We start from the raw sequence: 12,159 nt of genomic DNA on the forward strand, positions 1-12,159 counted from the left end.
CGGCCGCCGCTCTGCGCGCCATCCTGCTGCCGGGCTGAGTGGGGGCAGCCCGGTAGTCCTGCCCGGAGGTGACTACGGGCACGCTCCTGTAGTCAGTCATACGTCCCCTAGCCTCACTTCTCGCGCCTGACGCGCTGGCTTCGTCGCCTCGCGCCACGAGACGAGGTCACGTACGGCGTGCCAGGTGCCATGACCGCGGGGAACGACCGTGACCCGGGCGTGATGTTTCCGCGGCAAAGCATACTCAGAGCTGGACATTACGTGGAATATCATCGCCAAACTCTTTCTTGCTTTCGCACTGTCTTCGCACGTCAGACCTGATGCTCAGGGCCGCCGCCAAACAGGCCAGGGGCACGGCCGGCAACACGTATCGGTAGTCGAACTCCGCCGCCGCGGCCGGTGTGACGAGCAGCATCACGGCCGCCGACCAGGGCACCGGCCAGGGCGTGGGACGCCCGCGCCCGCGCCGGCGCATGACGGCCGCCACCGGGGGCACCAGCAGCACCCCCAGGAGCACCGGGCCGGGCAGTCGCACCATGCTCTGGTAGGCCCGCAGCCAGCCGGCGTAGGGCTCGACGATCTCCGTGCCGATCGCACCCCGCTCGTAGAGCTTGGCATAGTCGGCGCCGACCTGTGCGGGATAGCGGCCAGGTGGCCCCGGCTCCGTCACCGGGAACTGGTAGTAGGCGTAGATCTCCGGATCGGGGTAGACCGGGCGGCCCCACGTGAACGTGCGGCCCAGCTCGGTCAGCACCGACGCGGCGTAGTCGAGCGGCTGCCTGGTGATCGCCAGCGTCGCGAACCGGCCCGCCAGGTCGTCGGTCTCCTTCGTGAACGTGATCCCGGGCAGCAGCACGAGCGGGGAGTCCTTCGCCCAGATGTACTCCTGCGACGGCGGCCGCCGCTCCGGGGGGCGCGGGTCGCACAGGACCCGCAGGTCCGGCGGCGGGTCCATCCTGGCGCAGTCGGCGAACGACATCGTGCGGGCGTAGAGGAAGACGCCGTTCGCGCCCACGAGCCCGACCCGCTGGTACGTGGCGTAGAACCAGGCACCGTACGCGATGACCGGCACGAGCGCGGTGGCCACCAGCAGCCCGGCGAGCCGCAGGCGCCCGCGCAGCACGTACCAGGCGGCCAGCAGCACGATGAGGGGCTGGCCGACGGTCCTGGTGAGGGTGGCGGCGGCCAGCAGCAGGCCGATCGCGACGACCACGCCCGCCGCCGGGGCAGGCCGCTCCGACACGCACAGCGCCACCGCCGCCACGACCAGGAACATGAAGAGCGTGTCCGAGACGAGCAGGTGCTCCAGCTCGATCTGGTACGCGTCGAGCAGCACCGGCACCGTGGCCAGCGTCGCCACCCACCTCGGCGCCCGTCGCGCGACGCGGTAGATCAGCACGCCGGTGGCCAGGCCGAGCAGGTGCTGCGCGGCCGCGACCATCCCGAAGCCGTGGAACGGCTCCAGCAGCTTCAGGAACATCGAGTAGCCCGCCGGGCGGACCAGGTCGGGGCGGGGTTTGAAGACGGTGACGACGTAGGTGTAGGAGTCGGGGAACCACAGGGCGGGCCGGTAGCCCAGCATCGCCAGGGCGCGCAGGGCCGTACCGAGGGCGAGGACCGCCAGGAACCACCCGTGCCGCCTCCAACGGGACGGATCCCCCACCCATGCCGGCCAGCCGCGAGCGGGCTTGTCGGCGCGAGCCTCCGCCATCACCCGCACGCCCTCCCGCTGTCTCTCCGGCATGTCCCGTAGTGCCCACGTACGCTACCCGCCATTCAGTGAACCCCGTGCCAACCGGCCGATAGGGGGTACGCACGCCGGGTCTTCCCGGTTGAGTCAAGATCGCTCGCCGTGTGGCGGAACCCACCGGGACCTCCAGTTTGGATACGCTCGCTCACCGATGGGACTCGACCGATCCGGGCGGATTCTCGCCGCGCTCTCGGTGGCGCCCGCGCTCGCCGTGGCGGGCTGGCTGCTGGCGGGGCTGCCGCTGCTGCTGCTCGGCCACTTCGCGCCGCTGCCCGCGGCGCTGCTCGGGCTGCCCGCCGCCGCCCTGCTCTGCCGGGCCGGCACGCGCCGGCTCGGCAAGGTGGTCGAGGCCACGTCCCGGCAGGTCATGGGCGTCGTGGCGGTGGCCGTGGCGTCCGGCGTGTTCAACGCGCTCATGCACACCGAGCAGATCGTCGTCCGGCGCGACCCGGCCACGTACGCGCAGTACGCGGCCTGGATCGCGGGTCACGGCTCGCTGCCCGTCCCGACGCAGGCCGAGGCGTTCGGCGGCCCCGACTCGTGGCTGATCTTCAAGAGCGTCGGGTTCTACGCCTTCGACGGGGCGGTGGTGCCGCAGTTCATGCCGGGGCCGCCGATCCTGTTCGCGGTCGGCGACTGGCTGGGGGTGCCCTTCGCGGTCCCGGCGGTGCTGGGCGGGCTGGCCGTGCTCACGGTGGCCGGCGTGGTGGCGCGGCTGGCGGGGGCGCGGTGGGCGGTGCTGGGCGCGGCGGTGTTCGCGGTGAGCCTGCCGATCCTCTACACCTCGCGCAGCACGTTCAGCGAGATCCCGTCGCTGATCCTGCTGTTCGGCGGGCTGGCGCTGGCGCACGACGCGCTCGCCCGGCCGGGCCGGGCGCGTGGGCTGCTGGCAGGGCTGGCGTTCGGGCTCGCCGTACTGGTCCGGGTCGACGGGCTGCGCGACGTGCTGCCGGTGCTGGCGTTCGCGGGGCTGCTGATCGCGATGCGCCGCTTCGCCAGGCCGCAGGGGGCGCTGGGCGTGCCGCTGCTGGCCGGGCTGGTGGCGGGCGCCGGCGCCGGGATGCTCGCGGCGTACCTGCTCTCCCGGCCCTACCTTTCGTACCTGTCGGGTTCGGTCAAGCCGCTGCTGGCCATCTGCGCCGCCGTCCTCGTGCTCACCGCGGTGGGCACGGCCGCGGCCCCGCTGCTGGCCAGGATCCGGCCGCCGGCGTGGGTCCCCGCGGCCGGGGCCGGGCTGGTCGTGCTGCTCATGGCCGGCCTGTACGCGCGCCCGTGGTTCCAGACCGTGACCCGCGAGCCCGTGACGGAGGACGACCGGCGCACGGCTCTGATGATCGCGCAGACCCAGCAGGCCAACGGCCTGCCCGTGGACGACACCCGGCTCTACTTCGAGAACTCCCTGCACTGGGTGACCTGGTACGTCGGCCTCCCCGTGGTGGTGCTGGCCACGGTCGCGGCGGCGGTGCTGGTGAGGAGGCTGCTGCGGGACGGCGGGCCGTTCGAGTGGCTGCTGCCCCTCGCGGTGATCGGCTGGACCACCGTCACCACGCTCCTGCGCCCCGAGATCACCCCCGACCACCCGTGGGCAGCCCGCCGCCTGGTCCCCATCGTGATCCCGGGCCTGATCCTGCTCGCCATGTACGGCCTGGACCGGCTGCGCGACCTGCTCCGGGCACACCCGCCGTCCTGGCCGCGCGGGCCCCGGGCGCGGCGGTGGGGGGTGGCGCTCGCCGTCCTGGTCGTCCTCGTGCCGCCGGCCGTCACCTCGATCGGGACGGCGTTCACGCCGGTCGAGCGGGGCGAGGCGGCGGCGGTGGCGGCGATGTGCGCGAAGTTCCCGCCCGACGCGTCGGTGCTGATCGTGGAGCGGGTCACCGGCGATCGGTTCACCCAGCTCGTACGCGGCATGTGCGACCGCCCGGCGGCGATCGTGGCCCGCGAGGGCACGCTGGACACCGCCCCCGAGGCGCAGGTGCGCCGCCTGATCGCGCGGGTGCGCGCCGCGGGCCGCGTCCCCGTCGTGCTGGCCGCCGACGCCGCCCAGGTGGCGCCGTACGGACGTCCGTCTCAGGTCATGGCCCTGGTCTCCCGCCAGGACGAACGCTCTCTCGTGGACGCCCCGAACGGCACCTGGTCCCTGCGGATCGGCGCCTGGATGGCCTTCCCCGGAGGGAATGGGTGATCTTGGAAGTGGGAGCTCCCAGTGGGCGCGCGTGGACTCGGCTTTGAGTTGGGCAGAGTACCCTCAAGGCCCGTGAGCACGCTAGAGACCCCGAAGAGTGGACCTGCCGTGGAAGAAGCGCCGTACGTCACCATCGTCCTTCCCTGCTACAACGAGCAGGATCACGTCATCGATGAAGTCGAGCGCATCACCAGGGCCATGGACTCGAGCGGCTACACCTACGAGCTCGTGGCCGTGGACGACTGCTCGACCGACGAGACGCTGGCCAGGCTGAAGCAGGCCGCTCCCGACTACCCCCACCTGCGCATCCGCGCCTTCCACCGCAACGGCGGCGCGGGCACGGTGCGGCGCATCGGGACGCAGGAGGCCAGGGGTGAGATCGTCGTCTGGACCGACGCCGACATGACCTACCCCAACGAGCGCATCCCCGAGCTGGTGCAGATCCTGGAGAAGGATCCGATGATCGACCAGGTGGTCGGCGCGCGCACCAGCGAGGAGGGCTCGCACAAGCTGCTGCGGGTCCCCGCCAAATGGGTGATCCGCAAGGTGGCGGAGCAGCTGGCCGGGCAGAAGATCCCCGACCTCAACTCGGGGCTGCGGGCCTTCCGCAGGACGGTGGCCAAGCCGTACCTGCGGCTGCTTCCGCCCGGGTTCTCGTGTGTGACGACGATCACGCTGTCGTTCCTGTCCAACCAGCACGACATCTACTACCTGCCGATCGACTACGCCAAGCGGGCAGGGAAGTCGAAGTTCAGCTTCGTGTCCGACGCGTACCGCTACATCCTGCAGGTGCTGCGGATGATCATGTACTTCAACCCGCTCAAGGTGCTCATGCCGCCCGCGTTGTGGCTGGTGGGCATCGGGTTCGTGAAGGGCCTGTGGGACATGGTCATGCACCCGTTCTACTTCCCGGCCAACACCGTGATGATCTTCCTGTCCGGGCTGCTGATCGGGTCCGTGGCGCTGCTCGCCGACCTGATCGTGCGGTCGCGGGGGGAGTAGCGGGTGCGGATCGCGATCGTCGGCCCGACCTATCCGTACAAGGGGGGCGGGGCCCAGCACACCACCGAGCTGGCGCACCGCCTCGCGGCCCAGGGCCACGACGTGGTGATCGAGTCGTGGCGGGCGCAGTATCCGTCGTTCCTCTACCCGGGGCAGCAGACCATCTCCGCGCCGGAGGGCACGCCTTTCCCCAAGACCCTGCGCAGGCTCGACTGGCGGCGCCCCGACGGGTGGGTGTCCGCCGGGAGGCGGCTGAGGTCGGCGGATCTGGTGGTGCTGGCCGTGCTGAGCCCGGTGCAGGTTCCCGCTTATTTGGGGATCTTGTACGGGATAAGGCGAAAGGTCAGGACTATTGCCCTCTGTCATAACGTGCTGCCCCACGAGCGCAAGCCGTACGACGAGCCGCTCATGAAGGCGCTGCTCAAGCGGGTCGACGGCGTGCTGACCCACTCCGAGCAGCAGGCCGGGCTGGCCAGGGGCCTGACGGGCAGTTCGGTCAGCGTGGCGGCGCTGCCGCCGCACCTGCCCTCCACCAACGCGGAGAAGTCCACCCAGGTCCATCGCCGGTTGCTGTTCTTCGGCATCGTGCGGCCGTACAAGGGGCTGGATCTGCTGCTCAGGGCGCTGCCCGACGGGATCTCGCTGACGGTCGCGGGGGAGTTCTGGGGCGGGCTCGACGAGACGCGGGCGCTGATCGCCGAGCTGGGCCTCGGTGACCGGGTCGAGCTGCGGCCCGGCTACGTCGCCGCCGAGGACGTGCCGGGGCTGTTCGCGCGGGCGGACGCGCTCGTGCTCCCCTATCGGAACGCGACCGCAAGCCAGAACGTCTGGCTCGGCCACGAGCACGGCGTGCCGGTGATCGCCACCCGGGTCGGCGCGCTCGCCGACCACGTCACCGACGGCGTGGACGGGCTGCTGGTCGAGCCGGGTGACGCCGGGGCGCTGCGCGCGGCGATCGAGCGCTTCTACGCCTCGGGCGAGCCCGAGAGGTTGCGGTCGGGCGTCAAGGCCGTCGACCCCGAGCCGTTCTGGTCGGCGTACGCGGGGGCCTTGCTGGCCGCCTGACGGCCGAGCACGAACGAGATGCCCGCGGCCGTCGCGTCCGCCAGCGTGAAGGCCAGCCGCGACACGATCGCGACCGCGAGCGCCGCCGGGGTGCCGATGATCGGCCCGAGCACCAGCACCAGCGCGCCCTCCCTGACCCCGACCCCCGCGGGCACGACGATGGTGAGGATCCCGGTGGCCCACGCGAACGCGTACGCCCCGGTCGCGACGAGGTAGAGGTCGGAGCGGCCGGAGAGCAGCCACGTGTGCAGGCCGTACACGAACCAGCCGAGCGCGGTCCACGCCACCGAGACGACCACCGTACGGCCGGGCAGCACGCTCTCCAGCGGCTCCTTGCGCGCGATCCGCAGCGCCAGGTTGAGACCCCAGGTGAGCACCTTGGGATGCAGGCACACGATGATCAGCGGCACGAGCAGCACGAGGTACCAGGCCTTGCGGACCGCCTCCAGCGAGCCCAGCGTGGCGGCGGCGATCGAGACGGCGACGCCGAGGTTGATCACCAGGCTCAGCGAGATCGTCGCGAACGTGCGCCGGGGCGGGCTTCCGTGGTCGCGCCCGAGGTCCATCATCGCCGCGTACGCCCACACGGCGCCCGGGATGTACTTGCCCAGCTGCCCCACGAACATGATCCGCCCGGCGACCCGCACCGGCACCCGCGTGCCGAGCCCCGCCAGGATCTCCCGCCAGGCCACCAGGATGAAGAACTGGCCGAGCAGCACCGCCGCGAACGCCCCGAGCACCGCCCACGGCGACATCGCCGCCACCGCCCCGGTGGTCTCGTGCCAGTTCGTGGCCAGCCCGTAGCCCAGGAACCCGAGGGCGATCAGGGCGAGTACGACGCGCAGCAGGCGACGGAGCATTCGCTCAGGCTACGCGCGGTTCGCCAGGTAAGGCCAGACGACGGCGCCGGCGATCGCGAGCCCCGCCCCTGCCGGGTCGGCCACCGTACCAAGCCCATTTGGGTACTGTGGGTCCTCGTGGGTAAGCAACGGGTCGCGCAGCTCGAATACTCGGAGTTCCAGTCAGCCATGCTCGACGAGGGCAAACGGCGGCGGAAGGCTGCGAAGATCATCGCGGTGCTCGAACACTTCCGCGGGCCGCTCAGCGGGCTGACGGTGGGTGACGTGGGCTGCTCCGCGGGGTTCATCGCCGACGAGCTCGCGCAGGCCGGGGCGAAGCACACGCTGGGCATCGACATCGACGTGCCGGGGCTGCGCAAGGCCGCCGACAGGTTCGGCGAGCGGGTGGCGTTCGTGTGCGGTGACGGCACCGCGCTGCCGTTCCCCGACGGGTCGATCGATGTGCTGGTCTTCAACCACATCTACGAGCACGTGGTCGACCCCGACGCCGTGGTGGCCGAGATGCGCCGGGTGCTGTCCGACGACGGCGTCCTCTACCTGGGGCTGGGCAACCGGCTCGGCATCATGGAGCCCCACTACAAGCTGCCGTTCCTGTCCTACCTGCCGCCCGCGCTGGCCGACCGCTACGTGCGGGCGTCCGGGCGGGCCGACCACTACTACGAGCGGTTCAGGACACGGCGCGGGCTGCGCAGGATGCTGCGGGCCTTCCACGTGTGGGACTACACCTTCCCGGTGCTGGCCACGCCGGGCCGGTTCGCGGGAGGCGAGCTGTTCCCGGGCGCTCTGGGGCGGATCGCGCAGACCGTGCTGGCCCGCACCCCTCGCGAGGTGCTCAGGCTGCTGCTGCCCCTGGTGCCCACGTACCTGTGGGTGGCCACCAAGACGCCGCGGCGGCCCGCGGGCGCGGCGCTGCCGCAGCCGCCCGAGCGGGTCCGTCCGCTGTGAGCCAGGGCGCCACCGTGGAGCAGCCTGAGAGCGCGGAGGCCGCGCCGCGCCGGTCGCCGGTCCGCAGGCTCGTCCGGTACGGGTTCCTGGCCGTCGCGCTCGGCTTCGGCGCCTACGCCGTGGCGAAGCAGTGGGACGCCGTGGTGGCCGGGTTCGCCCGGCTGTCGTGGGCCGCGCTGGCCGGGTCGCTGGTCGCCGTGGTCGCCGCGCTGCTCGGCGCCATGCTCACCTGGCGCACCCTCCTGGCCGACCTCGGCTCCCCATTGCCGCTGAGGCCCGCCGCCAAGGTCTTCTTCGTGGGCCAGCTCGGCAAGTACATCCCCGGCGCCGTCTGGCCGGTGATCGCCCAGATGGAGATGGGCCGCGACCTCGGCGTGCCGCGCTCGCGCAGCGCGGCGGCGTTCTTCCTGATGATGCCCATCCAGCTGGCCACCGGCCTGCTCGTCACGCTGGTCACGCTCGGCTGGGACCGCTACGGCTGGCTGGTGCTGTTCGTCCCGCTGCTGCTGGTCCTGCTGGAGCCCAAGGTCATCAACGCCGTGATCGGCTACGCCCTGCGCAAGCTCAAGCGGGAGCCGCTGGAGCGCCCGCTCACCCGGCGCGGCATGCTCACCGCCCTCGGCTGGGCGCTGGCCGGCTGGCTCTGCTACGGCGTGCACCTCTACTTCGTCGCCCCCCAGGGCGGCCTGCTCTTCGCCGTCGGGGCCTTCGCGGTGTCGTGGTGCCTGGGCATCCTGACCTTCGTCGTGCCGGCGGGCGCGGGCGTGCGGGAGCTCGCGATGGTCGCGGTGCTGGCGCCTCACGTGGACGGTGGCGCGGCGATCGCGGTGGCGCTTTCGTCCCGCATTGTCATTATTTTGGGGGACCTGATCTGCGCCGGTATGGCGGGAATCGCAGCGCGTCGCGACTCCGTGTGATTTGACCGTCGTTTTAGGGGAGGCTGGTCATAAGCTGAACTTCAGAGGGGGACGCCCAGTCCCACGTTGATCTTGAGGGGAGAAGATCTACGTAATGCCTCGAGTGCTCGTCGACGCGGCGGCGGTCCCCGCGGACCGCGGCGCGTTGATCAGATATGTGGACGGGCTCGTGGCCGCGCTCGACCGGGCCGGCGCAGACCTCGCCGTGGTCTGCCAGCGCTCCGAAGCCGAACGATACCGGCGCCTCGCGCCCTCGGCCCTGGTCCTCCCGGGGCCCGTGGCGATCTCCAACAGGGCCGCCCGGCTCGCCTGGGAACAGACCGGCCTGCCGCTGCTCGCCCGTCAGGCGGGGGCGGACGTGATCCACGCCCCCTACTACTCCATCCCGCTCGGCTCGGGCCTGCCGACGGTCGTGACGATCCACGACGCCACCTGGTTCACCGAGCCCGACCAGCACAGTCCGCGGGCGTCGTTCTTCCGATCGGCCACCCGCACGGCCGTGCGCCACGCCCGGCGGGTGATCGTGCCCTCCAAGGCGACCAGGGACGAGCTCGTCCGTGTGCTCGCCGCCGACCCCACCCGCATCGACGTCGCCTACCACGGGGTCGACCTGGGGCAGTTCCACCCGCCGAGCGAGGACGAGATCCGCCGGGTCGCCCTGCGGTGCGGGCTGCACGGCCAGCCCTATGTGGCGTTCCTGGGCGCGCTCGACCCCCGTAAGAACGTTCCCAACCTCATCCGGGGCTTCGCCACCGCCGCGAAACGCCTGGACGCGCCGCCCGCGCTGGTGATCGGCGGCGGGGTCCACGAGGACGACGTCGACGCCGCCTGCCGGGAGGTCGAGGCCACGGTCAGGGTCATCCGGCCCGGCTACCTGCGCGCGCCCGACCTGCCCGGGTTCCTGGGCGGGGCGCTCGTGGTGGCCTTCCCGTCGCGCGGCGAGGGGTTCGGGCTGCCGGTGCTGGAGGCCATGGCCTGCGGGGCGCCGGTCCTGACGACGCATCACACGTCTCTGCCAGAGGTCGGCGGCGACGCCGTGGCCTACACTGAGCCCGACGCCGACAGCATCGCCGCGGCGCTCGGACACCTGCTGGGCTCCCCCGCCCGCAGGGAGCAGCTGCGGGAGGCGGGGCTGGCAAGAGCACGCGAGTTCACCTGGGAGGCCTCGGCCGAGGCGCATCTCAGCTCTTATCAACGCGCGATCGAATAGTTCGGTAACCTCACGGAGTGATGGAGAGCTCTTTGCCAGACCTCGAGGCGATCCTCCTGGTCGGGGGGCAGGGCACGCGCCTGCGTCCGCTGACACTGGGCACGCCGAAACCGCTGCTGCCGACCGCCGGAGTGCCGTTCCTGGCGCACCAACTCGCCCGTGCGCGATCTTTCGGCGTCCGCCGGATCGTGTTCGCGACCTCCTACAAGGCCTCGATGTTCGAGCCCGCCTTCGGCGACGGGTCGGCGTTCGGGCTCTCGCTCGAATACATCACCGAGGAGACGCCGCTGGGCACCGGCGGCGCGATCCGCAACGCCGCCGAAGCCCTTACGGTGGGGCCGTCCGACCCGGTCCTCATCCTCAACGGGGACATCCTCTCCGGCCACGACATCGGCGATCAGGTGCGCACCCACCTCGCGCGACATGCCGCTGTAACGCTCCATTTGACAGAAGTCGACGATCCCTCTCGGTTCGGGTGCGTCCCGACCGACGAGACCGGGCGGGTGACGGCCTTCCTGGAGAAGACGCCCAACCCGGTCACCAACCGGATCAACGCCGGCTGCTACGTGTTCACCCGGTCGGTGATCGACTCGATCCCCCGGGACGAGGTCGTGTCCGTGGAGCGGGAGACGTTCCCCGGGCTGATCGAGGCGGGGGAGCTGGTGCTGGGCTACGCCGACCGCACCTACTGGCTCGACGTCGGCACGCCGGCGGCGTTCGTGCGGGGGTCGCGCGACCTGGTGCTGGGGCGGGTGGGCTCGCCCGCGCTGCCCGGGCCGACCGGGGAGTTCCTCGCGCTGGAAGGAGCTCAGGTCTCGCCGGAGGCCAAGGTGCAGGGTGGCACGGCGGTCGGCGCGCGGGTCGTGGTCGAGGCCGGGGCTACGGTGGTGGGCTCGGTGCTGACGGACGACTGCGTCATCGAGACGGGCGCCTCCGTGACGGACTCCGTGGTGGGCCGGGGCGCGCGAATCTGCGCGGGCACGGTGGTGTGCGACGCGGTGATCGGCGACGGGGCCATCGTGGGGCCCGGCAACGAGCTGCAGAACGGCGTGCGCATCTGGCCGGGGGTCGAGCTGCCCGAGCGCGCGATGCGTTATTCGAGCGACGTCTGAGCCTCAGCCCTTCTGAGGGTCTGGCCTTCTGAGGGCCTGGCCTTCTGAGGGCCTGGCCTCTGAGGGTCTGCCCTCGCTCCCGCGGCCCGGTCACGGGCAGCGGGGAGTGGAGGCAGACTGGACGGGTGAGGGAGCGCAGGTGGGTGCCCGAGGGGCCGCTGGACGTGGGGCTGGCGTTGCAGCCGCACAAGCGCGGCGGCGGGGATCCCACCTGGCGGCAGAGCCCTGACGGGGCCGTGTGGCGCACGTCCAGGACGCCCGACGGGCCGTCCACGCTGCGGGTGAGCGTCAAGGCCGGGTGCGTGCACGGGCAGGCGTGGGGGCCGGGGGCGGAGTGGGCGCTGGAGGCGCTGCCCGCGCTGTTGGGGGCGCTTGACGACGCTTCAGGATTTGTCGCCAAACATGAGGTTTTGGCGGAGGTTGTCAGGAAAAATCCGGGCTTGCGGATCGGGCGTACCGGGCGGGTCATGGAGGCCCTCGTACCGGCCGTGCTCGAACAGAAGGTCGTCGGGCAGGAGGCGTGGCGGGCCTGGCGGTGGCTGCTCGACCGCTACGGCGAGCCCGCCCCCGGCCCCGCGCCCGAAGGGATGCGGGTCGTGCCCGAGACCGTGGTGTGGCGGCAGATCCCCAGCTGGCACTGGCACCGCGCGGGAGCGGAGGCTGTGCGCGCCCGGACGATCGCGAACGCCGCCTGGCATGCCGACAAGCTGGAGTCCGCCGCGACCAGCGGGGAGCTCGACCGGCTGCTGCGGGCGCTGCCCGGGATCGGGGTGTGGACCTCGGCCGAGGTGCGCCAGCGCGCGCTGGGCGATCCGGACGCGGTGAGCGTCGGCGACTACCATCTGGCCAAGCTCGTCGGGTACGCGCTGACCGGGGAGAAGACCGACGACCCAGGGATGTTGCGGCTGCTGGAGCCGTACCAGGGGCATCGGCACCGCGCCACGGTGCTGGTCTGGCTCAGCGGCCTGCGCCCGCCGGCGCGCGGGCCCCGGATGCCCGTACGCGACTACCGGTCCTTCTGACTACGCGACCACCGGCCTTCCAGACCCGCGAGCTCCGGATGCCCGCACGCGACCAGCGGCCTTCCAGACCCGCGGACTCCGGATGCCCGACCAC

10 protein-coding genes are annotated in these 12,159 nt (G+C 72.0%); 8 read left to right on the forward strand and 2 right to left on the reverse strand.

What is annotated here, in order from left to right:
* Positions 1-244 precede the first annotated feature (244 nt).
* Positions 245-1,744 (reverse strand): hypothetical protein, encoded by a 1,500-nt coding sequence (locus tag ACFKCF_RS33460; protein WP_394499278.1) that lies wholly within the window; start codon positions 1,742-1,744, stop codon positions 245-247.
* 157 nt (positions 1,745-1,901) lie between these two features.
* Here ACFKCF_RS33460 and ACFKCF_RS33465 point away from each other — a divergent pair, with 157 nt between their 5' ends.
* The 3 genes from ACFKCF_RS33465 to ACFKCF_RS33475 all read left to right on the forward strand — a co-directional run bounded on the left by ACFKCF_RS33465 (position 1,902) and on the right by ACFKCF_RS33475 (position 5,999).
* On the forward strand, positions 1,902-3,932 hold the full coding sequence (locus ACFKCF_RS33465; protein WP_394499279.1) for a hypothetical protein: 2,031 nt from the start codon (positions 1,902-1,904) through the stop codon (positions 3,930-3,932).
* A 72-nt stretch (positions 3,933-4,004) separates the two neighbouring features.
* Positions 4,005-4,934: a glycosyltransferase family 2 protein gene (locus tag ACFKCF_RS33470; RefSeq protein ID WP_394499280.1), complete on the forward strand. Its 930-nt coding sequence runs from the start codon at positions 4,005-4,007 to the stop codon at positions 4,932-4,934.
* A gap of 3 nt (positions 4,935-4,937) precedes the next feature.
* On the forward strand, positions 4,938-5,999 hold the full coding sequence (locus tag ACFKCF_RS33475) for a glycosyltransferase family 4 protein (protein WP_394499281.1): 1,062 nt from the start codon (positions 4,938-4,940) through the stop codon (positions 5,997-5,999).
* Here the strand turns inward: ACFKCF_RS33475 and ACFKCF_RS33480 are convergent.
* Positions 5,900-6,859 carry a YbhN family protein gene (locus ACFKCF_RS33480; protein ID WP_394499282.1) on the reverse strand — a complete coding sequence of 320 codons (960 nt, stop codon included), beginning with the start codon at positions 6,857-6,859 and terminating at the stop codon, positions 5,900-5,902. The two genes, ACFKCF_RS33475 and ACFKCF_RS33480, sit on opposite strands and share 100 nt — an antisense overlap.
* Positions 6,860-6,976: 117 nt before the next feature.
* Between ACFKCF_RS33480 and ACFKCF_RS33485 the strand changes: the two genes are divergently transcribed.
* The 5 genes from ACFKCF_RS33485 (at position 6,977) to ACFKCF_RS33505 (ending at position 12,065) form a co-directional block, all read left to right on the forward strand.
* The gene (locus ACFKCF_RS33485; protein WP_394499283.1) at positions 6,977-7,804 is read left to right on the forward strand and encodes a methyltransferase domain-containing protein; all 828 of its coding nucleotides are present in this window, start codon (positions 6,977-6,979) and stop codon (positions 7,802-7,804) included.
* Between the two features lie 14 nt (positions 7,805-7,818).
* Positions 7,819-8,721, forward strand: a complete 903-nt coding sequence (locus ACFKCF_RS33490; protein WP_394499284.1) for a YbhN family protein — start codon at positions 7,819-7,821, stop codon at positions 8,719-8,721.
* A 94-nt stretch (positions 8,722-8,815) separates the two neighbouring features.
* The gene (locus ACFKCF_RS33495) at positions 8,816-9,931 is read left to right on the forward strand and encodes a glycosyltransferase family 4 protein (RefSeq protein WP_394499285.1); all 1,116 of its coding nucleotides are present in this window, start codon (positions 8,816-8,818) and stop codon (positions 9,929-9,931) included.
* A 20-nt stretch (positions 9,932-9,951) separates the two neighbouring features.
* A complete protein-coding gene (locus ACFKCF_RS33500; protein ID WP_394499286.1) occupies positions 9,952-11,043 on the forward strand; it encodes a sugar phosphate nucleotidyltransferase in 1,092 nt (363 codons plus the stop codon).
* A gap of 125 nt (positions 11,044-11,168) precedes the next feature.
* On the forward strand, positions 11,169-12,065 hold the full coding sequence (locus ACFKCF_RS33505; RefSeq protein WP_394499287.1) for a DNA-3-methyladenine glycosylase family protein: 897 nt from the start codon (positions 11,169-11,171) through the stop codon (positions 12,063-12,065).
* Positions 12,066-12,159: the final 94 nt, after the last annotated feature.

This window comes from Nonomuraea sp. JJY05 (assembly GCF_043496855.1).
In the GTDB taxonomy this organism is placed as follows: domain Bacteria; phylum Actinomycetota; class Actinomycetes; order Streptosporangiales; family Streptosporangiaceae; genus Nonomuraea.

Coding starts and splice junctions, on each gene's coding strand:
- ACFKCF_RS33465 (WP_394499279.1), top strand. CDS start 1,902: ATGGGACTCGACCGATCCGGGCGGATTCTCGCCGCGCTCTCGGTGGCG.
- ACFKCF_RS33495 (WP_394499285.1), top strand. CDS start 8,816: ATGCCTCGAGTGCTCGTCGACGCGGCGGCGGTCCCCGCGGACCGCGGC.
- ACFKCF_RS33460 (WP_394499278.1), bottom strand. CDS start 1,744: ATGCCGGAGAGACAGCGGGAGGGCGTGCGGGTGATGGCGGAGGCTCGC.
- ACFKCF_RS33480 (WP_394499282.1), bottom strand. CDS start 6,859: ATGCTCCGTCGCCTGCTGCGCGTCGTACTCGCCCTGATCGCCCTCGGG.
- ACFKCF_RS33500 (WP_394499286.1), top strand. CDS start 9,952: ATGGAGAGCTCTTTGCCAGACCTCGAGGCGATCCTCCTGGTCGGGGGG.